We start from the raw sequence: 25,215 nt of genomic DNA, 5'->3' as shown, positions 1-25,215 counted from the left end.
GATACAAAAGATGAGGCTTTTTTATTCTATGTTTGTTAGTCTCCATAGAGAAGAAAGGGTATCATGAGATAAATCAATCAATATAATAAATAGGGGATAAATCATATGTTAGAGCGTATTGATTTTGGTGCGAGGGTAGCTGAATTTGATCGTATCGTCAGTTCTTTTGGGGCGAATAACGGTATGGTGGAGGGCTTAGGTGATTCCTTTGATGATGAGGGATTTAGTGAGTTTGTAAATAATAATTCCATTATTCTTAATGAGATGAATAATGGGGAGACGGCATTAGAACCCATTACCCTAGTGGTAGATGTATTTGAAGATCAAAATGATGGTAATGCCAGTAATGGCTTGTCTTTGCGAGATGCAATCATTATTGCCCATAGAGATCCTGCTAGACAATATATCATTCAACTGGCAGCAGGAACTTATAATTTGACCATTGAGGGTAGAGAAGATTTTCGTTTCCAAGAGCAAGTTGGTACTCCCGCAGAGACAGAAGGAGTAGAAGGAGATGACGGGCAGGAGGAAGAACAAGAAGAAACTGTCGATGAGGGAGAAAATGGCGGCGGTGATAATGGTGGAGAAAATCAGGATGATACTGATAATGGTGATAATGGTAATGGTGAGGAGGAAGCAGCCCCTGATAGTGTTTTAGGATTATTTGATAATACAGTCCTCAGAACTGGTGATTTAGATATTAATACCCGTGTAACCATTGTGGGGGAAGATCCTAGTAATACAATTATTGATGCTAGTGCTTTGGGCGATCGCATTTTTGACATCAAAGAAGGGGGTAATCTGATCTTAGAGAACGTCACCCTTCAAGGGGGTTTAACCCAAGGAACTTTTGCGGAGGGAGGCCCCATTGAACAAAGTTTAGATCCTGATTCTTTCCTTGGTGGAGCGATTCGGGTTTTGCAAAATGGCGAACTGACCGTTAATAATAGCATTCTCCAAGAAAATACCGCTGGTTGGGATGGTGAATCTTCCCCTGCAAATGTGAACGGCGGTGCGATCGCCAATCTCCTCGGCACAGTACAAATTAACAACTCCATCATCAGAAATAACCAATCAGAAGTTAATGGAGGAGGTATTTTTAATAATGGGGCGATGACCATTAATAATAGTGCCATTATTGGTAACGATGCCAATGTTAGAACCTTTTACGTTGACCAAGTAGAAGGGGGTGGTGGCATCTGGCACAGCGGAGGAAGCCTTACAATTCTCAATACTACCATTGCCCAAAACAGAGCCTTACTCGCAGGTTTCAAAGCCGTAAATCCGACTAATCCTAACAATGATGCTTTTGCTGGGGGCGGTGGAATCTTAATTGATCTAGTAAATGAAGGTGGCCCGGGAGAAGTAATAATAGTCAATTCTACCATCGTTGATAATGATGCCGAATTAGGTTCTGGTATTTTGTCTAACGGTGACTTAGAGGGGATTCTAATCAGAAATAGTATTGTTGCCAGAAATACAGGCAGTCCCGATATTGAAGGATTCTTCAGCGTAAATAGTAGCTCTAACCTTGTGGGCAACGGTAACGGCTTAATTGTTAATGGAGTTAATGGCAACATCGCAGGGGGTATCAATAATCCTGTTGATCCTCTTTTGGGTACTTTTGATGGAGCAGGTTTTTACCCTTTATTGGAAGGTAGTCCAGCTATTAATACAGGAAATAACACTTCCATTGAGCAAGTGTCCATCTTTGAAGAAATATTAAGGGATCAAAGAGGATTAACCCGTATTGTTAATGGTAATGTGGACATTGGTAGTTTTGAGTTTGGGGCAGATAATGTTGAACCAGAAAATATTGCTCCTTCCCTAGAAACTGCTAATACTATCGTTCCTGTTAATACGAATAATGGTATTGGTCAGGCATTTTTCTCTTTCTTTATTTAATTTTTAAAAAAACTTAGTTAGCCCATGGTGGGCAATGCCCACCCTACAAATTTTGTAATATTTGTTTCAAATTAAAGTTGACGACTTTATGAAAAAATATCGAGGGGGTTAGAAATAACTTTTAAACCCAATTCCTGCCAATAATTAATAATTTCTTGGGGTGATTGAACCTGATTAAGATGTAAAGGGATTTGATCAGTAATAATTCTCGGTTGAGGTCCGCTCATAATAGCATTAAGATCATGAGAATCTAGGTTATATAGAAAAACAGGTTTTTCTTGATAATTCAGAATACTATGGGCGAGTTTTTCGTAATTGATAGAAAGGATATTATTGATATTGATAATAATTTTCTCGGTATCTTGATCATCATGAAAGATTGCAAGTAACATCTCCCAATCAACCTCTTGAAAAGTGCAGTTTCCTAAGTTTATTACTGTAGATACTCCTTGATTATTTTCTTGGTATAGCAAAGCTAATTCAAAACTTATTTTACTATCTCCATAGTTAATAATTCCAATGTTGCCAGGGAAATATAGTTGAGGATTGAGGACTCCATAACTGGCTTTATCGGTTATTAATATTCCTGCCCCATTAGTGCCTAAAAGTTGTACTTGTTTTTGTTGGGCTTTTTGTTTTAACTTGAATAAGTCAAGGGGAGGAATTCCTCCAGCGTTGATAATAATTTGCTTGATACCAGCGTCTATGGCTTCGAGGGCGGCATCTAACACAAGGAAGGGATGATTGAAAATAATACTGGTGTTGATACCCCCAAGATGCTCTACAGCTTCGCTGACAAGGTCAAATAGGGGTATATCATGGTATGAATCGCCAATATAGTCTGATGGCACTCCCACTAACTGATTAGTATTTTTCCACTGGGTGGCTTTGACGTAGGATAAGGCTTCGGGTTCGTTGATACCCTGTAATAATATTTTTGGCTCGAAATTCCATACCATAATTTATCGTTTCTCGTTTTAAGCTAACACTGTGAGAGATTGTAACACTTCTCTTCTTGCCCATTGATCCGCTTCAATTATATCATCTAGGGAAGGTTGAGCTTTATTCTGGGGCGAAAAGCGATCGCACACAGTCTCAATCAAACGTGGAATATCAAGGAAAGCAATTTTTTCTTCGAGGAAAAGAGCCACCGCCTGTTCATTAGCCGCATTTAATACCGCAGGTAAACAACCCCCCGCCCTACCAGCGGAGTAAGCCAATTGCATACAAGGATATTTGTGATGATCAGGTTCACGGAAAGTAAGACTACCTACTTTTACTAAGTCCAAAGACTCCCAATTAGTATAAAGGCGATCGGGATAAGAAAGCGCATAAAGTAAAGGTAAACGCATATCAGCCCATCCCAACTGAGCTAAAACCGACGTATCCTGTAACTCAATCATCGAATGAATAATACTTTGAGGATGAATGACAATATCAATGTCGTCATAGTCCAGACCAAAAAGATAATGAGCCTCAATCACCTCTAACCCTTTATTCATAAGAGTCGCAGAATCAATAGTAATTTTTTGACCCATAGACCAATTAGGATGTTTAAGCGCATCCTTAACCGTTACTGAAGCCAACTTTTCCACTGGCAAATCACGAAAAGAACCCCCAGAAGCCGTTAAGATAATCTTTTTTAAACCCTTGTCAGGTACTCCCTGCAAACATTGAAAAATTGCGGAATGTTCCGAATCCGCAGGAAACAACTTCACCCCGTACTCTTCAATCAGGGGTAACACCACAGGTCCCCCAGCAATCAACGTTTCCTTATTCGCAAGGGCAATATCTTTTCCAGCCTTGATAGCTGCGATGGTGGGCAACAGTCCAGCACACCCCACAATACCCGTGACCACACTTTGCGCACTTCCATACCTTGCCACCTCACAGATACCATCACTCCCCCCCAATAGTATCGGCTGATAATCAAGATTGCTTAACAATTCTTTTAAGGAAGATAAATTATCCTCATTTCGAATAGCAACAATTTCTGGTCTAAATTCCTTAATTTGTTGGGCAAGGAGAGTTAAATTACTACCAGCTGCCAATCCAATTACCCGAAACTGTTGAGGATTTTCCCTAACAATATCTAAGGTTTGAGTACCGATAGATCCTGTTGATCCTAATATAGAAATTGATTTCATAGCTTAGTGTGTCATGGTGATGATCAATATCTTATTACACATTGGCTTTTCACGGGATAGTCTTTTTCTAATCTTCTTTACATATCTATTTCCTTTTTTTCTCTGGGTGAGAATATATACATAATCTCCACAACCACTTCCTTACAAAGACTTAAGGTTACTTCTTAGTAAGCAAATGTAACGATAAGTAACAATAGTTTAACTTTTTTTTTCAGAAAAGTCCTTGACAAAACTTTACATATTCGTTAATATATAAATGTGAGGCAAACAACTTCACAAAGTACCTAGAAAAATTCATAACGCAATCATAATAAACATGACTACCACTTTACAACAACAACAGTCTTCCGCATGGGAGCAGTTTTGTCAGTGGATCACCTCTACCAATAACCGCCTCTATGTAGGTTGGTTCGGTGTGTTAATGATCCCTTGTTTACTAACTGCAACCACTTGTTTCCTAATCGCTTTCGTAGCTGCTCCCCCTGTGGACATCGACGGAATCCGTGAGCCTGTAGCAGGTTCTTTATTATACGGAAACAACATCATCTCTGGTGCAGTAGTACCTAGCTCCAACGCTATCGGTCTACACTTCTACCCTATTTGGGAAGCAGCATCTTTAGATGAGTGGTTGTACAATGGTGGCCCTTACCAATTAGTAGTATTCCATTTCTTAATCGGAATCTTCTGTTACATGGGTCGTCAGTGGGAACTATCCTACCGTCTAGGAATGCGTCCTTGGATATGTGTTGCATACTCTGCACCTGTATCTGCTGCCACTGCAGTATTCTTAGTATACCCTATCGGTCAAGGATCTTTCTCTGATGGTATGCCTTTGGGAATCTCTGGAACCTTCAACTTCATGTTCGTGTTCCAAGCAGAGCATAACATCTTAATGCACCCCTTCCACATGTTAGGTGTAGCTGGTGTATTTGGTGGATCTTTATTCTCCGCAATGCACGGTTCTCTCGTAACCTCTTCTTTGGTACGTGAAACCACCGAAACCGAGTCTTTAAACTACGGTTATAAATTCGGTCAAGAAGAAGAAACCTACAACATCGTAGCTGCTCACGGATACTTTGGTCGTTTAATCTTCCAATATGCATCCTTCAACAACAGCCGCGCGTTACACTTCCTCTTAGGTGCATGGCCTGTAATTGGTATTTGGTTCACCGCAATGGGTGTATCCACCATGGCATTCAACTTAAATGGTTTCAACTTCAACCAGTCTATCTTAGATAGCCAAGGTCACGTCATTGGAACTTGGGCAGACGTATTAAACCGTGCCAACATCGGTATCGAAGTAATGCACGAACGTAATGCTCACAACTTCCCCTTAGACTTAGCCTCTGCTGAAGCAGTTTCTGCTCCTGTAATCAACGGTTAATATCTAACGGAAGTTAGTTTAACAACTAAATAATAACTAAAAAGCACTCTCCTTAGTTGGGGGGTGCTTTTTGCGTAGGTGTTAAAATGCCCAAGGGTCAGAGGCGATTTTAAGGTTATTAGAAAGGAATAGTATCTAAATTTGTGTCATCGTTGCCATAGCTTTCTTGTAAATCTTCAGTGCTATGATCTTCCTCAAGAATGGCTCCGTGATCATCATAATTATTATTGCCCTCAATCGTGACAACATTATCATGGGAAGAAGGATCATTACTTCCTACAGGGTGAATTTGAGAGATAGTTAACTCGGCAATTTTTTCTTTATATCCTTGTCTTTCTACTAAATCCATTTTTAGGCGCCCAGCTAGGACTACTTCATCGCCTTCTTTATATTTTTGCTCAATGTCGGTGGCTAAATTTCCCCAAGCAATTACTTTAAGGGTTGATGGGGGATTATTGGGAGAGATATTTTCAAACTCGACCATCATTTCACTGATAGCTAGTTGACTTTCTTGAGTGTATCGTAGTTGGGGGCTACGAATTATTTTTGCCATTAAAACGCAACTATTCATGGTTTTGAGTTAGTAATTCAGTACTTAGTTACTATTATCGCTCATTTATTGAAAATCTCAACACTGTTTGTTATTTTCTCTAGGGGATTATTTTTAAACGAAAAAACTATCCCCATGCCCACCCCCTATTTATATTTACAATTCTCTAACATCGGCAACTTTACCATGAACAGCGGCAGCTACCACCATGGCAGGGCTCATTAACAAAGTTCTCCCTTGGGCTGACCCTTGACGACCTTTAAAGTTACGATTAGAAGAAGATGCACTAATTTGATCCCCTTGTAGTTTGTCGGGATTCATGGCTAAACACATAGAGCAACCAGGTTCGCGCCATTCAAAACCTGCTTCTACAAAAATTTTGTCTAATCCTTCGGCTTCGGCTACTTTTTTAACCCTTTCAGAACCAGGAACCACAAAGGCTTTAACGTTTTCGGCGACGTGATGACCTTGAGCAAATTTGGCTGCTTCCCTTAAATCAGTTATTCGGCCATTGGTGCAACTGCCAATAAAGCATACATCGATGGGAGTACCTTTAATGGGTTGCCCCGGTTGTAATTGCATGTATTCAAAGGCTTGAACTGCAATTTCCCTATCATTTTCGGAGAGGATGTCGAGGTTGGGCATAGATTCATTAATACCTATGCCTTGGCTGGGGGTGATACCCCATGTGACGGTGGGTTCGATTTGGGAGGCATCAAAGGTAACTACATCATCATATTGGGCATCGTCATCACTACGCAGACTTTGCCACCATTGCACAGCTTGATCCCATGCTTCTCCTTTGGGTGCAAAATCACGATCTTTGAGATAGTCAAAGGTGGTTTGGTCCGGATTTACATAACCGCAACGGGCGCCCCCTTCAATGGACATATTACAGACTGTCATTCTTTCTTCCATGCTCATCTGTTCGAAGGTTGTTCCTGCGTATTCGTAGGCATAGCCTACACCGCCATTTACTCCTAGTTTACGGATGATATGAAGGATTACGTCTTTGGCGTAAACTCCTTGGGGTAGGGTGCCATTGACTTCAATTTTTTTTACTTTTAGTTTGGTGAGGGAGAGGGTTTGGGAGGCTAATACGTCTCTGACTTGGGATGTACCAATACCAAAGGCGATCGCACCGAAGGCTCCATGGGTGGAGGTATGGGAATCACCACAGGCAATGGTCATGCCGGGTTGGGTTAAACCTTGTTCGGGGGCAATTACGTGGACGATACCTTGATTTCCTGAGTTGGTGTTGTAAAATCTGATGCCGTTTTCCTTGGTGTTATTTTCCAAGGCTTGGATCATTTCTTCGGCGAGGGTATCAGCAAAAGGGCGCGCTTGGCTTTCGGTGGGTACGATGTGATCTACTGTGGCGACGGTGCGATCGGGAAATAAGACTTTCAAACCCCTTTCTCTCAACATTGCAAAGGCTTGGGGGCTGGTTACTTCATGAATTAAATGTAAACCGATAAATAATTGAGTTTGTCCAGAGGGTAATGTTCCAACGGTGTGCAAATCCCAAACTTTATCGAATAGTGTTCCTTTACTCATAATAATTATTTTTACGAACTGCTCTTAATATATCTATTATCCTTGACAAGCGATATTTTAGGCAAGGGAATAGGGAACAGGGAACGGGGAATAGTAATAATATTTTAAATATTGAATGTTGATTGTGATTCAATAACATTTCACACTGTCATTAAACAACGCCAACAATTATTTACTTTTATTGCCGTTATGTCTCCATCCTCCTATCTCTCAATTTCTGGTAAAATGGTCTAGTTTTAGTTGGTTTGTATATGGAAAGTCCTAGCGATAAAATTATTGTTCCTTTAGATGTTCCCGATGCACAAAGTGCGATCTCCCTTATCCGTAGTTTACCCGAGGTCAATTTTTGGAAAGTCGGGTTAGAGTTGTTTGTTGCTACGGGGGGCGAAGTATTACAATTCCTCAAGGATGAAGGTAAAAAAATATTTCTCGATCTCAAATTTCATGACATTCCCAACACCGTCAAAAACGCCACAAAATCAGTTTTAAAATATGATGTGGACTTACTCACCATCCACGCCACCGCAGGACGGGAAGCCCTCAAAGCAGCGAAGGAAGTCATTTTGGAAGGGGGGCAGGGTCACCCAAAACTTCTCGCAATTACCGTTCTGACGAGCATTAGTAGTCGTCAACTCGCCTTTGACCTCAAAGTTCCCATAGAACTGCCTGAATATGCCTTAAATAATGCTTTACTGGCCAAAGAATCAGGTATGGATGGGGCGGTATGTTCTCCCCAAGAAGCATCAAAGTTAAAGGAAGTATGCGGAGATGATTTTATTCTCGTATGCCCTGGGGTGCGTCCTGCATGGGCAGTAAAAGGCGATCAAGAGCGTATTATGACCCCCGCAAGGGCGATCGCCTCTGGAGCTGATTATTTAGTAATTGGGCGTCCCATTACCCAAGCTGAAAATCCCTCCCAGGCATGGGCGAAAATCATCGAGGAAATCGAAGGAAAGGGGAATAGGGAACAGGGAAAAGATAATAATTAGTTATTGTCAATCGTCTTTGTAAACTGAGTGATGATCAACTGTTGCACCTTGGCGATCGCACGATTTAACTCATAATTACGCTGTAAAGGATTCTCATTAAAAGCCTTTTGCTCTTGGATAATCATTTCCACATCCTGAACAATTAACCCCTGTAATAAACCCTTAGCCGCATTAAAAAGACTATCTTTTATAAACCGTCTAAACCACACAGGCAACTTATGTAAACGCCAAAAAGACTCCAAAGAAGTAAAATGAATCAAATAAGCCTTCGTCGTAGTTTCATTCACAGGACAAAAAAGACAATAGATTCTAAAATCTTGCCCTAAACTAGAACTCCAATGGGGATAAACATAACTAACCCTCAAAGGTTCGGGGTGTAACTTCCGTAATGAAGGGAAAAACAGCTGAGAAATAGACCAAATTTTGTCAATGCGATAATAACTCTGGGCATCATATAACACATCCACCCTCGTATCACTCACATCAATTTTATTCAGAGTAGCTGAAGCCCACGCCTGATAGTTGTCGTGTAGATGTCCATGGTGCATATCCATCAAATTCTCAATTAAATAAGAATAATGCCCCGGGCAATCAACTTGGGCCACACTAGCAATATAATTTAAATGCTCCCACTCAGGTAAACCCATGGGGCTAACCGCATCACTATTTCCATCCCCCGGGAATAACCAGATAAAACCATCCAACTCTTGGACAGGATAACTTTTAATTTTGCAACTAGGTAACTTTTGCTTTTCTTCAAGGTAAGGTACAAAAGAGCAACTTCCTCCCTCATCAAATCGCCACCCATGATAAGCACATTCCACACTATCACTCACCACCTTCCCCGCACTCAATTTTACCTGACGATGAGGACAACGATCTTCCAAAGCATTAATTTTTCCTTGGCTATCTCGGAAAAGGACAATTTCATTATGCCAAAGGGTTACACTAACAGGTTTGTCAGTAACTTCTACACATCTAGCTACCACATACCAATGATTTAAATTTATTCCGCAAGTGCGCACATTTGGCTTGTATTCTAATTGTCCCATAACCTTAGTAACTCAGTAATAACCCTAAATATAATATATTACAAAACCAAAAATCGACAAACTAAGAAAAAATAGTCTAACTCTCACCATGGATAATTAAACCTGTAACGGTTGTAATTTTTCGCTATCTATAATCCAATTTTTCAAAATAGGATTTACCACCTCTGGGGCTTCATCTTGGGGGCAATGCCCTAAACCTTCGAGGGGAATAAACCGTTTCACTGTGGCAAAATTAGCCCATTCTTTCGCCATCTCAATGGGTTCCCATGGATCTTCTGTACCCCATAAAATGATCGCAGGGCAGGGCAAAATAGGTAATAATTCCTCCGCCAATGGCCCCCCTGAGTATCCCGTAAAAGCAAGAAATACCGCCGCCGCACCTACATCTTGAGAGGGTTGATAGATTAACTCAATTAAATCATCGGTAATGGCATCACTACGGCGATAGGCTTGGGATAAAATTCTGCGAATAACTTTGGGCTTGGCGATTTGTTGAAAGAAAAAATTACCAATGGCTCTATTTTTTAATACTTTTTGCATGGCTGTTGCCCCTACATTACGCACCCAAGGAAGACTTTTTCTTTTGCTCTCATGTAACAATCGGAGGGAACAATTTAGGGCGGCAATGCCCAATACTAGGTCAGGAAAATCTACGGCGGTTTGCATTATCACCACACAACCGATGGAGTTACCCACCAGATATACGGGGCTACCGACTATTTCTTTACAAAAATCTGCTACCTGTTGCGCCCATGTGTCGAAAGTGTAGCTAATATCGTCATCGGGTTCGGGTTTTGCGGATGCCCCAAAGCCTATTAAATCTAAGGCATAGCAATTAAAGTCTTCCCCTAAGACGGGGATATTTTTGCGCCAATGACCACAGTTTGCTCCAAAGCCATGGACTAACACCACCGCAGGGCCTTCTTTTTTTCCGTAGGATTGGTAGCCGATGTTATAACCCCGCCATTGCCATGTTTGATAGTTCAACATTATTGATGCTCAGATTTTTTTTATTCCTTTAATCTCTATTGTAAAGTAATGTTAAGCTCTATGGGTTTTCAATTAGGGAAGTCTTTGGGATGGGGTTCAAATTCAATCCCATCATCCACGCCAGTAAAATCCTGAATTGTGCTTGACTATATTTGTAATAAATGTTCTTGGGCTTTTTCCGTGGCGATTCTTCCTCGGTGGGTACGGTTGATAAAGCCGATTTGTAATAGGTAGGGTTCGTAAACTTCTTCGATGGTTTTTGCGTCTTCTCCTGTGGCAGAGGCGATCGCATCTAGCCCTACTGGGCCACCGTTAAACTGTTCTATGATGGTGGAAAGTACCAGTCTATCTGTCCAATCTAGCCCTAGGCGATCAACATTATGAAGGTCAAGGGCTTCACTGGCGGTGTTTTGGTCAATTTTTTTAACACCTTTTACCTGAGCAAAATCCCTCACCCTGCGCAAAAGACGATTAGTGATGCGGGGAGTACCCCTCGAGCGACGGGCAATTTCTTGCGCCCCTTGTTCATCAATATTAACATCGAATATTTGGGCAGATCTTTTGACGATTTCCGTTAATTCATCGAGTTGATAGAATTGTAACCTTTGAATCAAGCCAAAACGATCGCGCAGGGGGGAAGTTAATGAACCGATTTTGGTGGTGGCACCGATGAGGGTGAAGGGTTTTAGGGGAATACTACGAATTTTTGCCGATTGCCCTTTCCCGATGGTTACATCTAACCTGTTATCTTCCATGGCAGGGTACAGTAATTCCTCCGTTACCCGATTGAGACGATGAATTTCATCGATAAATAAAATATCCCCTGCTTGTAAAGAGACTAATAAGCCGATAATATCCCGAGGGCGCTCGAGGGCTGGGGCTGCGGTAATTTTGCAGTTTACCCCCATTTCCGAAGCTAAAATTAGGGACATGGTGGTTTTACCCAGTCCGGGGGGACCATATAATAGGATATGATCTAAGGGATCTTGGCGTTGTTTCGCCGCTGCGATCGCAATGTTTAGCACCCCTTTTAAATCTTTCTGGCCAATATAATCAGCCAATTTTTGAGGTCTAATCTTATCCTCATTTTGCTCCCCATCTTCCGCAATTTGTTGAGGCAATAAAATATCCATATCCTCCGAGGAAGGAGCTTGAAATTTACTCTTACGCTGAAGGGGTAAACGCTCTTTTTTATCCTGAGATGATGATCTTTTTATTGCCATTATTTTGATTAAGATTGAGGTTTTTCTGATGGAGATACAGTCTTCCCTGTCACCCCACCGTGTAATGAATTACACGGCTAATATTATTTCGTTCAATAAATTGAACTAAGATTTTAACACTAATAATTTGTAAGTGATCAAGCGGACTTGATATTAGAAGTATGAGGGCAACCGATACTACTGTAAAAGATTCAAACTCTACAATTCTCAATTCTCAATTATCAATTACTAACATACCAATCAATGGTATTTTTCAACCCCTGACGTAGTTCCATATTAGCAGTGAAACCAAAAGTCTCCTTTGCCTTAGAAGTATCTAAACATCGGCGGGGTTGCCCATTGGGTTTATCGGTTTGCCACTCCAACTCCCCTTCAAAACCCATCAAATCACAGATTAACTCAATTAAATCTTTGATGGAAATTTCAAAATTAGTACCCAAATTAATTGGCTCAGGGGAATTATATAACTGAGTTGCCATGACAATACCCCTCGCTGCATCATTGGAGTATAAAAATTCACGGGTAGGGCTACCATCACCCCAAACGGGAATTACTTTTTCTCCTTTTTGTAAGGCTTCATGGACTTTTTTAATTAGGGCTGGTATTACATGAGAACTTTCGGGGTTAAAGTTATCCTCGGGGCCATAGAGGTTAACGGGCAGTAGGTAAATACCGTTAAAGTTATATTGTTGGCGGTAGGACTCTAGTTGTACTAAAAGGGCTTTTTTAGCGATACCATAGGGGGCGTTGGTTTCTTCGGGATAACCATTCCATAAGTCTTCCTCCTTAAAAGGTACGGGGGTAAACTTAGGGTAGGCACAGATGGTGCCAACGCAGGTAAATTTTTCTACCCCTGCTTGATAGGAAGCGTGGATAAGTTGCGTCCCCATCATGAGGTTATCGTAAAACAGTTCTGCTGGTTTGGCTTGGTTTAAACCAATACCCCCTACATGGGCGGCGAGGTGAATTACGATGTCCTGATTTTCTACGGCTTTTTGGCAGTTTTCCCAGATGGTGAGGTCACAATCTTTGGAGCGAGGAATGGTGATATGATCCATGGTAGCCCCTGCTTTTAGTAGTTCGGCTACTACCTGTTTTCCAAGAAATCCGGAGCCTCCGGTTACTAATATTTTTTTGTTGGTTAATTCAATCATGGGGAGTTAATTGATAGTTGATAATGGATAATTGATAATTGACATCAATAAAATTTAATTAACGTTGTGTAAAACGCCATGACGGATATAGGCTTGATCTTTTACGGGTACTCCTGTTTGGGTTTTTAAACCGAAGGCTTCTAAGTCAGCATCAACCATGAGGGCGACTAATTCGGGGAAGGTAACGGAGGGTTTCCACCCCAAGACTTCTTTTGATTTTGTAGGATCTCCGATTAATAAGTCAACTTCGGCGGGGCGTAAATAACGTTCGTCAAAGCGTACATAGTCTTCCCATTTCAAGTTAACGTAGTTGAAGGCTAGTTCTAAAAATTCTTTGACGGAGTGGGTTTCTCCTGTGGCGATGACGTAATCATCGGGTTTTTCCTGTTGCAACATTAACCACATAGCCACAACATAGTCTTTTGCGTAGCCCCAATCTCTTTTGGAGTCTAGGTTTCCTAAAAATAGTTCTTTTTGTTGCCCTGCGACGATACGGGCGATCGCCCTTGTAATTTTACGAGTTACAAAGGTTTCTCCACGGCGGGGGCTTTCATGGTTAAAAAGAATGCCGTTACAGGCAAACATATTATACGATTCCCGATGGTTAACGGTTTGCCAATGGGCGTAAACTTTGGCACAGGCGTAGGGGCTACGGGGATAAAAGGGAGTGGTTTCTTTTTGAGGAACTTCTACCACTTTACCAAACATTTCTGATGACCCTGCTTGATAATATTTTACTTGGGTATCATGATAATTTTGATAGTCTCGGATGGCTTCTAAAAGTCGGAGGGTACCCATGGCTACGGTATCTACGGTAAATTCTGGGGCATCAAAACTAACTCTAACGTGGGATTGCGCCCCAAGGTTATAAACCTCGTCGGGTTGTACTTCTTCTAAAATTCGCCTTAAAGTAGTACCATCGGTTAAGTCTCCGTAATGGAGAAACAATTGAGCATCGGGCTGATGAGGATCTTGATAAATATGATCGATTCTGTCAGTATTAAATGTGGAGGTACGGCGGATAATGCCATGGACTTCATAGCCTTTGCTTAGGAGTAATTCTGCTAAATAGGAGCCATCCTGCCCTGTTATTCCTGTAATTAGTGCCTTGGTGCGGTTTTCCATCTTATTTATATCAATAGTTAATTATCAAGCAATGGACGGTGAACAATTGACAATGGATAATGGACAATTAAATCTATCTTCAATGTGTCTTGTTTAGCCTTGTTATCTTTTGTTCACGCTCCATTTATCGTTATCGTTGAAGCATCATCATTCTATGACGATTTATCTAAAAAATGCTATATTTCTGCAATTCTACATGGTAAATTTGAATTTCTCAATCTTTAGGTAATTTATATTGAGATACAATTTTTTTTGCATAATTAGGTACGTGGGCTTCTAGTTTTTCAGGATAGTTACGCTTGACGTATAAATAGTTGCGGGTGAAGTGGGAATCAATGGAAAATCTGGCATATTCCAAGCCTTGGGGGCCTACTTTTTCGATTACTACCCCCATTAATTTTGCTGCCCACATGGGTAATGTAACCCCTTTATCATAGGCTGGTATGCTGTTTTGGACGGCCTGAGTGCGATCGCCTTTAGACATCACAGGTTGAGTTTTTAGTTGCTCTTGCACTAAATCTAACATCTCCTGCCCCGTATCATTCCTTACCACAATCCATTGCCAACCAAAAGGCGAACCCATATAACCTACCACCAAATCGGCTAAGGAATTGACATAATCAAAACAAGTCATACAAGAAGGGGCAAACACATCTTTTAACTGATTAGTCTTTAAACCAAAGAAAGGTACTTTTTCCACCCGTCCATCTTCATGTTTAAAATGTACCCGAAAATCTTGCATAAACTCGTAAGCTACCACGGTATCAGGAGAATCGCTGGTGGTATCTAAAAATTTTTGTAATCCCGCACGGGTAACGTTATCAACGCAGGGTGTACCCAAAACGTAGAGTTTTTCTAAACCTAACTTATCTTCTACTTCTCGCAAGGCTTGAATTTGACAGCCTACCCCAATCACCAATAGCCGTTTCATCCCTGAGCGTTCGATTTGTTCTAATACGGATAGATTAGGAGAAAGGGTGGGTTTATTTACCCTCGCCCCCAAAATTTCCTCTGTAGTGGTGGCAATTATGGGTTTAGGTTGAAAACGATCTGTTTCGCTATTTTGGACGCATACAACCCCTTCTACTAGCCCTTGGGTTAACATTTCACAGGCGATCGCACTTACAATTCCTGTCCATTGCGCCCCTTCGATGGGTTCTTTTTTCTGGGCTGTAATCATCTGTTGATGCACCCCAAAATAAACTTCATTTTCATTATCTAAATCCCGAGAGCACCCATGGGCTTGGGTTTCTAACTCCGCAATTTGTTGATGAATAAAAGCACAGGCTTCTTTTACATAATGGATATAGTAGGTATCACACAACCCACACTCACTACACAACTCTTTAGCGGGGCGACGACTACCTGCTTTGAGGGCTTTGGCTTTTTTATGGCTTGTAGTTGCAGACATTTAGTTTATTAAATTTAGTTATCTTATGGCTTTTCTCTTTATTTTAACCAACCAAGGGCAAAGCAAGAAATGATAATGGATAATGGATAATGGATTATTGATAATAAATAGTTAGTAAAAAGCAAAAAGAAATAAATATTATTTATTCATTCTTAATTATTAACACCTATTATTTACCATAGGAGCAGTAATTATAAACTAAATATTTCGTGCAAATTTAAGGTTTTCATCTCTAACAAAAATATCCTTTGTATTTTCTGCCAATTCATCCATTGCTGCCGTTGATTATTGATAATTAAATTATTTAAACTAGGTAGTTTTTTCCTCCAATTTTTACCAATTATTTTTTTTATTGTGCCGATTAAAACTGTATTATCTTGAATATTACCTAAAATTTCTTGTGCTTGTACTACCAACTGCAAAAAATCATCATAGGACTGTCCATAACAGTTAGTTAATAGTTCCATTTGATAACGAGTTTTTTTTGCTTCTTTCCGTAAATTATGGATAATTTCTTCATGGTATAGTAATAAACTATCTACTTCTTCAAGGTTATAGTTTTCTTTTACAATAATTTGATTTTTTTCATTTATTTGAGTACCAACTAACCATCCTGATTGTAATAATAAATGACTTACTTGGGGGGAAATAAGATGGTTGGCAACCCTCTCGATGGGTACGGAAGCCACTAGATTAAACTGAGGTTTTTTTAACCATTGTTTTAGGGAAACCTTTATTTCTATATATTCTTTCCCCTTTAATGTTTTGATGATGTTTTTTTGACAGCCTTTATTTTTCTCCTCTAATTTTTCAATAAACTGTTGACAAATTTCTTTTTCAGAGTCATTAAGAAAGTCATAATAGTATTTAAGTAAATTTTCTTTTAAAACATCATTGTCTCTTTTTTTTCCTAAAATTTGAGCGATTTTGCCTATGCTTTTTTCCTCTACTATCTTCGGTAAATCTAAAGCGGGAGAAAAGCCTATTAACACACTTCTTAATTTTCTTAATCCTACCCTCATTTGATGTACATATTCTGGATCTTCATCAGCTAAAACTCCCTTTTCATTTTTAATTATTTTTTTCGTACTAAGGGCGATCGCACTATAGGCATAATCAGCGAAAGTTTGAGGACTTCTAGTATTAATATCCATAAATAATAACTCCTTTTTATTAGCTTATTTTTGAGCCTGAATTACCTGTAAACTACCACCACCATAAAACTTTTTAGTAATAACTTTAAAACCTTGACTCCGTAACATTTGCGGTAAATCAGTCTTGATTAATTGCCATGCCGTTTCAGTTTCAAACAACCACATAAAAATATTTAATCCGGGGATAAAAAGAAGATTATGGGGCTTATGTAAATCAATAAAAGTAAAAATTCCGTTAGGTTTCAAAACTCGATAAACCTCTGCAAAAATCTGCGTTAACTCTTCCGTGTTCATTTCATGTAAAGCTACGCTAGTATGAACAATATCAAATTTATTCGCACTAAAAGGCATTTCTTGGGCGAAACCCTCCACATATTCTGCTTGAGGTACATTTTTTTTCGCTTCCTCTAGGGCAAAAGGAGATATATCTAACCCTGTCACTTCGTGGGAATGTTGCACCAAAAATTTAGTAGTCTGCCCTTTACCACAACATAAGTCTAGGATTTTTGTATTTTTTTCTAGGGTAATATTTTGCAGGGCTAAATTACGAAATCTTTTCTCTCCTCCTACGGGTAAAGCGGCTAAACGAGAGATAGTATCATACAGCCACTGATGTTTATAACTGAGAGGACGTAAAAAAGTTGCCATGATAAATAATTAATAATGGATAATTGATATGGATAATTAAATTTATTTCGTGTTTGCCTAGCTACTTATTAAAATAAAAGATTAGATTATCTAAATAGCTCAAATTTTGCTTTCTAAATCCCCTAATTTATGAAGTTACTTAATTATGGAATATTGTTGAATTATATTTAAAATACTGTTACTATTGCCTATTCCCCATTAAACTAAATTTAGTAACCCCCAATTTATAATTTGCTAGATACTTGTCGTAAGACATCGGGGATAATAGTATCTTCAGAAAACTCTAAAATAGTCTCACTATAGCCAAGATAACCTGAATTAGTGAAAAATAGTAACATTCGAGAGAGGGCAAACCATACTTCTTCTTCAAATTCCCAGTCTTTAGAAGGGGGAGAATACCCACTAATAGATTTTAAAGCCCAGAAATAATTATTTCTCACAATAGAAGCATTTTTTTTATATTCAGGAAGATCTTTTTTCTTGATATAAAGAATATTATCTTGAAGATAACTTTGCATAGTTAAAAATATTTTTTGTGATCAGTTTTTCTTAGAACAATAAAATTTAAATAGTTATTGCTAATACAATATATATGGTAAAATAAATTATTAATAAATAGGATAAATTTATTTTAAATAATGAGTTTAGATTTTCGTAATATCAATACTGTTTGGAGTTCTTTAATAGTTGATACTTTTGCTAAATTAGGATTAGAAAATGCTGTCATATGCCCCGGTTCTCGTTCTACTCCTTTAACCATTGCCTTTGCTCAACATCCTACCATAAAAACAATTTCTGTTTTGGATGAGCGTTCGGCAAGTTTTTTTGCCCTTGGTATTGCCAAAAGTAGCCGTAAACCCACGGCATTAGTTTGTACTTCTGGCACGGCGGGAGCTAATTTTTTTCCTGCGGTAATTGAAGCTAAATATAGTCATATTCCTTTAATTATTTTAACAGGCGATCGCCCTCCAGAACTAAGAGAATGTCACGCAGGGCAAACTATTAATCAAGTGAATTTATATGGTAATTATCCCCGATGGCAAACAGAATTATCATTACCATCAATGGATTTAGAAATGCTTTTTTATCTTCGACAAAATATTATTCATGGATGGGGAAAAACTATCTATCCTATGAGGGGAGTTGTCCATTTTAATGTGCCTTTTCGGGAACCTTTAGCACCTATTAAACAACTAAATTATACTGAATCAGAAAAAGAAGCAATTGAGAATAAAATTTTACTTAAAAATATAAATCATCACTCTTTTAAAATTAACTATAGTGGAGATTATGAAGCAATTTTCTCTCAATGGCAAAAGTATCAAAAAGGAATAATTATTGCGGGGGTAGATTGCCCTGATAACTCTGTATTGTACACCAGTGCGATCGCACTTTTATCTCAAAAATTAAATTTTCCCGTATTATCAGAAGCCCTATCCCCCATCAGAAACTACTCTCACCATAATAAAAACTTAATTTCTACCTACGACACTATTTTAAGAAATCAAGAATATCGAGACATATTAAAACCAGAAATAGTTATCTTAATAGGAGAATATCCTACCAGTAAAGAATTAAGAAGATGGCTAACAGAAAACAAAACATTAACCTATATTATTACCCCCACTGACGACAACTTAGATGCTATTCATAGCAACAGTCAGCCCATCAGAATTAGTATTATTGAGTTAGTAAAAAATATTAAACAAACTTTATCCCATATCTCAGAAAAAAAACCTCAAGACTACCTCAGTAAATGGTTAACAATTGACCAAAAAATTAAACAAAACCTTACTACTATCATGGATAACCATGAAGAATTATTTGAAGGTAAAATATCATGGCTGTTATCTCAAAACTTACCTCCCCAGATACCTATTTTCATCGCCAACAGTATGTCCGTGAGATATGCTGAATATTTTTGGCAAACTAATCAAGCCGAAAGAGATGTTTACTTTAGTCGTGGCGCTAACGGTATTGATGGCACTTTATCCACCGCCCTAGGCATTGCCCAAGAAAAGAAACAAGCAGTATTATTAACAGGTGACTTGGCATTGTTACATGATACCAACGGATTTTTAATGAGCAAAAACTTATCAGGAAATCTAACCATTATCTTAGTGAATAATGATGGAGGAGGGATTTTTGAAATGTTACCCATTGCCGAATTTGAAAACATTTTTGAAGAATATTTTGCTACGCCCCAACAAATAGATTTTGAAAATTTAAGTAAAACCTATGGTGTAAAATATAAACTAATCGAAAACTGGTCACAACTAATAAATAGTATTCAAAATTTACCCTCTCAAGGAATTACCTTATTAGAAATTAAAACCAATCGTAAATATGATTCATGGTGGTTGAAAAATAATTTGTCACAACTTAGTCAAAGTTAGAAGATTTTTTAAAATTAATGACACAAAATAATGCTCTTTGGATAGAAGGAAATAGTCGTGGTGGCAAAACCACAGCATTGGTTAGTCAACTGACACAATGGATAAAAAAAGAAAGTAAACAACAATCTACACCCTTACTAAAACCACCTCTTATTTTGGCTTTCAATAGAGACAAAAGAATTAATTTACAGGAGTTAATTTTTAGTCACACTGAAACACTCAATTGTACTATTGAGATAAAAACCCCTTCAGCTTTTATGATGAATGAAGTGGAGTTATTTTTTCCTTTAATAGCAAAACAGTTAAATATAAAAAGTTTATTTCCCATTCGTTTATATCCTGAAACCGAGCAAGAATTAGCATCACAATTATGGCGTGAATATATTACCGTAGATATACTATCTTTATTTGGCAATGAGTCTATTTTTGTCCGTCGTTTACTAGACTTATTACAACTAGCTGGAATGGCGGGAATTCCTCCAGAAGATATTTCTAGTAATTTAGAAAAGGGAGAAATATTTTTACTAGATAATATAAATGGTGACTTATGGCAAACCATTGATAAACTCTTATTACAATGGCGTTTATGGTGTTTAGACAATGGTTTATTAAGCTATGGGATTATTTATGAACTTTACTGGCGTTATCTTTTACCTAATCTGGAGTATCAAAAGAGTTTATTGAATAGATATGGTGCTGTTTTTGCTGATGATTTAGACAATTTTCCTGCTACCATGGGAGACTTATTTAAGTTTTTTCTCTCCAATAATTATAGATGTGCTTTTACTTATAATAATAAAGGAAAAGTGCGTTTAGGATTAAATGCAGATCCAGATTATTTAAAAACTATTGCCCAAGATTGTGAGCAGGAATTTTTAACCGTATTCCCTATTGATAATGGGTTGAAGAAACTAGAATCTTCTGTCAAACTCTTAATGGAAGAAAATACTCCCGATGGAGATAATTATGAAAATGTTTTTTCTATAAAAACTAGGGCAAGAGCACAATTAATTCAGGAAGTAGCAGATTTTATAATTGATAATATTCAACAAGGAAAAATTAACCCCGCAGATGTTGCCATTATTGCCCCTGGTTTAGATGAAGTTGCCCGTTTTAATTTTCTTCATTTTTTCCAAGAAAACAACATCCCTGTAGAGCCTTTACAGGAGAAACGTCCCCTTATCGCCTCCCCCCTAGTGCGATCGCATTTAACCCTCCTAGGATTGATTTTTGGGGGCAATGGGAGACTAATTGAAAGGGATATGATAGCGGAGATGTTAACAGTATTATCCCCCAAATGTAGCACGGAATGGGGCTTACAACCCGACATTGATCCCATTAGGGCTGGACTATTAGCCGATTATTGCTATCACATTGATATAGAATCACCCCTTCTCTTATCTATCGATAATTTTACATCAGGAGAGCGTCTTGGTTACAAAACCTTTATCGCCTACAACAAAATTAGAGACTGGGTTAATCAACTCAAACAAGAAACCAAAGCCAAAAAACTGTCTCCCCTCGCCGTCATCGATAAAATCAATCAACAATATTTCCATGACATTAAATCTCTTACCTACACCCAGATAAACAACCTACGAGAATTTAAACAAACCGCTTCCCACTTCTGGGCAATTCAAAACCGATTAGGCAAAGAAAAACAAACTATCCAATGTCTAACAGAATTTATCATTCTCCTGCGAAAAGGCACCATTACCGCCAACCCTTATCCTATTAACCCTTTATTGCAAGAGAAAAAACAAAAAGGAATTACCCTCGCTACCATTTATCAATATCGTACTTCTAACCAAAGTCATCCTTGGCAATTTTGGCTTGATATAAGTTCAAATCTTTGGAGTAAAGGAGGCGCCGCTGAATTGTTCGCTTCTCCTCTTTTTCTGAGGGGGTGGAATAAAAAACCCTTAACCATAGAATATCAAGAAAAACAAGAAAAGGAAAGAATTGATCGAGTTATCCATGATTTATTATCCCGTGCCACTGATAAAATCTTTTTATGTCACAGTGATTTAGATGTAAATGGTAATGAGCAAATGGGTATTCTTTTAGGTTTAACTTATCTTGCTTCCCCAATTCATCATAAATTATAATTTTCTCTTACAAAAGTGAAAGTTACTAAAGATACTAAACAATCAAACATTGACCATAAAGCAAAGAAATAAATAGTAATATTCAAACAGGATTACATAAATTATTCAACGATGAGTTATCTTTAAAAAGCAATTATAAGGATAAGATATAAAAAGTAAAACAGTTTTTAATAATTATGCCATTAATCAAAGTTCAATCATCCATAAGTAACATCGAAGAAAACCAAATACAAAAATTATTGACTACTTTATCAGCTAAACTGGCAAAACATTTAAGTAAACCAGAATCTTACGTAATGACAGCTTTTGAACAAAATACAAATATGACTTTTGGAGGAACATTTGAGCCTGTTTGTTATGTAGAAATAAAGAGTGTTGGTACTATGTCGCCTAATCAAACTAAAGCAATGAGTCAAGATTTTTGTAATGAAATAAATCAACAATTACACATTGATTTAAACCGTATTTATATTGAATTTGCCGATGCTAAAGGTTCAATGTGGGATTGGAATGGCTCTACTTTTTAGATAGATATTCCATAATTAGGATTGAAAGCAAGGGATTAAAACCCCTTGTTACATGATTGATAGTCATACAAATTTAACAGGTTATCTATCGCAATTTTTTTTAATTTTATTTTATTGATTATAGCGTTTTTTAGAATTATGAGATACATTTATTATTCTCAAGTCCCCCGAATTTGTGGGGGATTTAGGGGGATTATTTTGTAACCCGTAACCATAATAATTGCTATATATTTTTCCTTCCATAACTTTTCTTTAAAGTCTATTTAGTCTTATTAATCAATGAAATATAGAAGGTTTGGCAAAACTAACTTAAATATATCGGTTTTTTCTTTAGGATTAATGCGTTGTTGCTACTCCGAAAAACAATTATTTGAAACAGTTAATAAAGCCATAGCATTAGGAATAAATCACTTTGAAACGGCAAGGGCTTATGGTAAAAGTGAACAATATTTTGGAAACTTTTTAAAGACTTCTAACATTAGTCGTCAAGATATTATTGTTACTACCAAGTTAACCCCATCAGATTGCCAAAATATAGATAAGTCTTCCATAGAAGAATCTCTTAATAATTTACAAACAAACTATATTGACTGTTTAGCTATCCACGGCATTAATACAGAAAAACACTATCAACAATTACTAGAGCCTGACAGTTATATCAATAGGTTATTAGATGCTAAAAAAGAAGGCAAAATAAAATATTTAGGCTTTTCTACCCATGGAAGTTTAGAGATAATAACAAAAACTATCCAAACAGGTTTATTCGACTTTGTTAACCTTCATTACTATTATTTTTTTCAGCGAAACTATCCCATTATTGAATTAGCAAAAAAGAAAGACTTAGGCATCTTTATTATTTCCCCCGCAGATAAAGGAGGGATGTTGTATCAACCACCCCAAAAACTGAAAGATTTATGTCAACCTTTTACTCCCCTAGAGTTAAATTATCGATTTTTACTAGATAACCCAGCTATTACAACCCTTAGCCTTGGGGCTGCTAATCCACAAGAGTTATTAACTCCTTTAGAAGTTGCAGACAATGATTATCCTTTAACCGATGAGGAGAAAAGAAGTTTTAATAATATAGAACAAAATTTACAGCGCACCTTAACCACTCAAAAATGTTCCCAATGTTATCAGTGTTTACCCTGTCCTGAGAATATCAATATCCCAGAGGTATTACGTCTCAGAAATTTGGGTGTTGGTTTGGATATGACGGATTTTGCTAGTTATCGTTACCAAATGTTTGAAAATGCAGGTCATTGGTTTTGGGGAAACAAGGGTGATAAATGTACCGATTGTGGGGATTGTTTACCTAGATGCCCCGAAAATTTATCTATTCCAGATTTACTACGGGATACTCACTCTCGCTTTAAGGGTAGCCAAGGGCGCCGATTATGGGAATAATCTTTTATTTTAAAAAAAATCCTTGTCTTTTGATAATTATGCACCCGATTCATGGTATGCTTATACCATAATAGAAATCTTAGTGACTATTTATGAAGGTACAGATTTTTATTATATTAAAGACATTACGATAATCCCATACCGAGAATCAAAAGTCAATAATAAAAAACGATTTTTTAAAATTTTGTTACAAAAAAGAGGAAAGCCAAGAAGAAAACAATGTTAGTCTTTGTTTTGGTTAATGTATTGAATAACTAAGTTTGCTATTTTTCTACGAGCGCCCTTACTTTTAGTGACAGAGGATAAATCTTTTTTTATGTTCTCTAGTTTTTGAGGATTGTTGTAATAATCTAAAATAAGATCACCTATGTTATCTACCTTTAAATGACCAATTAATTCGGGGACAATTTCTTTTTTTGCCCAAATATTAGGCCAAGCATATAACCTCTTATTTTTAATAGTATATTTAATTATGAGCCAGTTAATTAACTTTGCAAAGTTGTTTCCTAACCAAGGTAAATTCATCAAGATACCTAAAATACCATCCCAAGATTTCATCGCATCTAATTGATAAGTGGGAATTAAAACTATCATAGGAACTCCTAATGATGTTAGTTGAGCCGTATTTGCTCCCACTGTAGTAATACAAATATCAAAGTTTTTTATTTCTTCGTAACAGGGAAATTTAGTAATTAATTCGATAGTTAAATTATCAGATATTTGTAATGATTTATTATCTACTAATTTTATAGTTAAATCAGTAAAAGTATTAACAAATTCATTTTTATTTTTATCTCCATAACTAGCCAATATTTGTGGAGAAATGGTGGGAGCGACAGGAATACTAAATTTTATATCAGGATTTTTATTATACACATAATGGGCGATCGCACTGAAAAAAGGAACACCTTGAGTTAGTTTACTAGATTTAGAACCGGGTAACAAACCAACATGAAATTGTGACGAAGTGTTATTAATTCCATGATCAGGCACATCCGCCATCAAATCTCCCACCACCGTCACCTTATGATGAAAACGAGGGGGCATCTTATCCCTTACCGATGAATTCATGACAGCAAAATGATCAATCCGACTAGCCCAACGGGCATCCCATTCCGCATAAACAATGCTTTTATAACCCAATCTTTTGGAAGCTACCACCGTAAAAAATTGATCACCACCCAAAAACAAAACCAAGCCATTTTTACACCAATCCCAATTATCTACCGTCCTACCAAACAGTAAAAAATTGAAAAAATGAGCCGCTGACTGTACCCGATGAATGCCGTCACAACGAAGGGCAACATCAGCTTCATTCCCCGTACTATTCGGGCAAGGGGATAAAATAACAGACACTCTAACATCCTTAAACCCTTCATCGAGAAGACGTTGGATTTCTTCCACCACAGGTATAACCCAAGTGGCAATTTCCCCTGGGCCGTTGGATAGGATAAGGATGTCAAAATGTGCCATAGGAAGTAGTTAGAA

General features: G+C 37.8%; 21 protein-coding genes. 7 read left to right on the top strand and 14 right to left on the bottom strand.

The annotated features are described in order from the left end of the window. The first annotated feature begins 105 nt into the window (after window positions 1-105). Window positions 106-1,905 (top strand): choice-of-anchor Q domain-containing protein, encoded by a 1,800-nt coding sequence (locus AA637_RS08955; RefSeq protein WP_446682466.1) that lies wholly within the window; start codon window positions 106-108, stop codon window positions 1,903-1,905. 86 nt (window positions 1,906-1,991) lie between these two features. On the opposite strand, the gene AA637_RS08950 is transcribed toward AA637_RS08955, so the two are convergent. Both AA637_RS08950 and dxr read right to left on the bottom strand, forming a co-directional pair. Next, on the bottom strand, window positions 1,992-2,864 hold the full coding sequence (locus AA637_RS08950) for a hypothetical protein (protein ID WP_446682465.1): 873 nt from the start codon (window positions 2,862-2,864) through the stop codon (window positions 1,992-1,994). An 18-nt stretch (window positions 2,865-2,882) separates the two neighbouring features. Continuing rightward, on the bottom strand, window positions 2,883-4,052 hold the full coding sequence (dxr, locus tag AA637_RS08945) for a 1-deoxy-D-xylulose-5-phosphate reductoisomerase (RefSeq protein WP_446682464.1): 1,170 nt from the start codon (window positions 4,050-4,052) through the stop codon (window positions 2,883-2,885). Window positions 4,053-4,368: 316 nt separating this feature from the next. Here dxr and psbA point away from each other — a divergent pair, with 316 nt between their 5' ends. Beyond that, complete coding sequence (gene psbA / locus AA637_RS08940) at window positions 4,369-5,436, top strand: photosystem II q(b) protein (RefSeq protein ID WP_069792042.1); 1,068 nt, start codon at window positions 4,369-4,371, stop codon at window positions 5,434-5,436. A 118-nt stretch (window positions 5,437-5,554) separates the two neighbouring features. On the opposite strand, the gene AA637_RS08935 is transcribed toward psbA, so the two are convergent. Together AA637_RS08935 and leuC are read right to left on the bottom strand one after the other, a co-directional pair. Next, window positions 5,555-6,007: a single-stranded DNA-binding protein gene (locus AA637_RS08935; RefSeq protein ID WP_446682463.1), complete on the bottom strand. Its 453-nt coding sequence runs from the start codon at window positions 6,005-6,007 to the stop codon at window positions 5,555-5,557. Window positions 6,008-6,142: 135 nt separating this feature from the next. Beyond that, window positions 6,143-7,543 carry a 3-isopropylmalate dehydratase large subunit gene (leuC, locus tag AA637_RS08930; protein ID WP_446682462.1) on the bottom strand — a complete coding sequence of 467 codons (1,401 nt, stop codon included), beginning with the start codon at window positions 7,541-7,543 and terminating at the stop codon, window positions 6,143-6,145. Between the two features lie 251 nt (window positions 7,544-7,794). Between leuC and pyrF the strand changes: the two genes are divergently transcribed. After that, window positions 7,795-8,532: an orotidine-5'-phosphate decarboxylase gene (gene pyrF / locus AA637_RS08925; protein ID WP_446682461.1), complete on the top strand. Its 738-nt coding sequence runs from the start codon at window positions 7,795-7,797 to the stop codon at window positions 8,530-8,532. Here the strand turns inward: pyrF and AA637_RS08920 are convergent. The 9 genes from AA637_RS08920 to AA637_RS08880 all read right to left on the bottom strand — a co-directional run bounded on the left by AA637_RS08920 (window position 8,529) and on the right by AA637_RS08880 (window position 17,807). Continuing rightward, window positions 8,529-9,584, bottom strand: a complete 1,056-nt coding sequence (locus AA637_RS08920) for an aromatic ring-hydroxylating dioxygenase subunit alpha (RefSeq protein WP_446682460.1) — start codon at window positions 9,582-9,584, stop codon at window positions 8,529-8,531. The two genes, pyrF and AA637_RS08920, sit on opposite strands and share 4 nt — an antisense overlap. Before the next feature lie 96 nt (window positions 9,585-9,680). Then, window positions 9,681-10,574, bottom strand: a complete 894-nt coding sequence (locus AA637_RS08915; RefSeq protein WP_446682459.1) for an alpha/beta fold hydrolase — start codon at window positions 10,572-10,574, stop codon at window positions 9,681-9,683. Window positions 10,575-10,720: 146 nt separating this feature from the next. Further along, entirely contained in the window at window positions 10,721-11,707 is a 987-nt protein-coding gene (gene ruvB, locus AA637_RS08910; RefSeq protein WP_446684562.1) for a Holliday junction branch migration DNA helicase RuvB, read from the bottom strand. 311 nt (window positions 11,708-12,018) lie between these two features. Beyond that, the gene (locus AA637_RS08905; protein ID WP_446682458.1) at window positions 12,019-12,951 is read right to left on the bottom strand and encodes a GDP-L-fucose synthase family protein; all 933 of its coding nucleotides are present in this window, start codon (window positions 12,949-12,951) and stop codon (window positions 12,019-12,021) included. A gap of 54 nt (window positions 12,952-13,005) precedes the next feature. Continuing rightward, window positions 13,006-14,076, bottom strand: a complete 1,071-nt coding sequence (gene gmd / locus AA637_RS08900) for a GDP-mannose 4,6-dehydratase (RefSeq protein WP_446682457.1) — start codon at window positions 14,074-14,076, stop codon at window positions 13,006-13,008. Between the two features lie 214 nt (window positions 14,077-14,290). Continuing rightward, on the bottom strand, window positions 14,291-15,487 hold the full coding sequence (locus AA637_RS08895) for a Coenzyme F420 hydrogenase/dehydrogenase, beta subunit C-terminal domain (RefSeq protein ID WP_446682456.1): 1,197 nt from the start codon (window positions 15,485-15,487) through the stop codon (window positions 14,291-14,293). Between the two features lie 191 nt (window positions 15,488-15,678). Beyond that, the gene (locus AA637_RS08890) at window positions 15,679-16,641 is read right to left on the bottom strand and encodes a CHAD domain-containing protein (protein WP_446682455.1); all 963 of its coding nucleotides are present in this window, start codon (window positions 16,639-16,641) and stop codon (window positions 15,679-15,681) included. A gap of 24 nt (window positions 16,642-16,665) precedes the next feature. Then, entirely contained in the window at window positions 16,666-17,289 is a 624-nt protein-coding gene (locus AA637_RS08885; RefSeq protein WP_446682454.1) for a class I SAM-dependent methyltransferase, read from the bottom strand. A gap of 224 nt (window positions 17,290-17,513) precedes the next feature. Next, window positions 17,514-17,807 carry a hypothetical protein gene (locus tag AA637_RS08880; RefSeq protein ID WP_446682453.1) on the bottom strand — a complete coding sequence of 98 codons (294 nt, stop codon included), beginning with the start codon at window positions 17,805-17,807 and terminating at the stop codon, window positions 17,514-17,516. 120 nt (window positions 17,808-17,927) lie between these two features. On the opposite strand from AA637_RS08880, the gene menD reads away from it, so the two are divergent. The 4 genes from menD (at window position 17,928) to AA637_RS08860 (ending at window position 23,727) form a co-directional block, all read left to right on the top strand. Then, a complete protein-coding gene (gene menD, locus AA637_RS08875; protein WP_446682452.1) occupies window positions 17,928-19,685 on the top strand; it encodes a 2-succinyl-5-enolpyruvyl-6-hydroxy-3-cyclohexene-1-carboxylic-acid synthase in 1,758 nt (585 codons plus the stop codon). 17 nt (window positions 19,686-19,702) lie between these two features. Beyond that, window positions 19,703-21,793 carry a recombinase family protein gene (locus AA637_RS08870; protein WP_446682451.1) on the top strand — a complete coding sequence of 697 codons (2,091 nt, stop codon included), beginning with the start codon at window positions 19,703-19,705 and terminating at the stop codon, window positions 21,791-21,793. A 176-nt stretch (window positions 21,794-21,969) separates the two neighbouring features. Then, window positions 21,970-22,320 carry a phenylpyruvate tautomerase MIF-related protein gene (locus tag AA637_RS08865; RefSeq protein WP_446682450.1) on the top strand — a complete coding sequence of 117 codons (351 nt, stop codon included), beginning with the start codon at window positions 21,970-21,972 and terminating at the stop codon, window positions 22,318-22,320. A gap of 279 nt (window positions 22,321-22,599) precedes the next feature. Next, a complete protein-coding gene (locus AA637_RS08860) occupies window positions 22,600-23,727 on the top strand; it encodes an aldo/keto reductase (protein ID WP_446682449.1) in 1,128 nt (375 codons plus the stop codon). Between the two features lie 222 nt (window positions 23,728-23,949). On the opposite strand, the gene AA637_RS08855 is transcribed toward AA637_RS08860, so the two are convergent. Beyond that, window positions 23,950-25,200 carry a lipid-A-disaccharide synthase gene (locus AA637_RS08855; RefSeq protein ID WP_446682448.1) on the bottom strand — a complete coding sequence of 417 codons (1,251 nt, stop codon included), beginning with the start codon at window positions 25,198-25,200 and terminating at the stop codon, window positions 23,950-23,952. Between the last annotated feature and the right edge of the window lie 15 nt (window positions 25,201-25,215).

Origin of the sequence: Cyanobacterium sp. HL-69 (assembly GCA_002813895.1) — a bacterium.
Lineage (GTDB): Bacteria > Cyanobacteriota > Cyanobacteriia > Cyanobacteriales > Cyanobacteriaceae > Cyanobacterium.
Note: the sequence above shows the minus strand (reverse complement) of the source record. Positions and strands in the feature narration are given on the sequence as shown.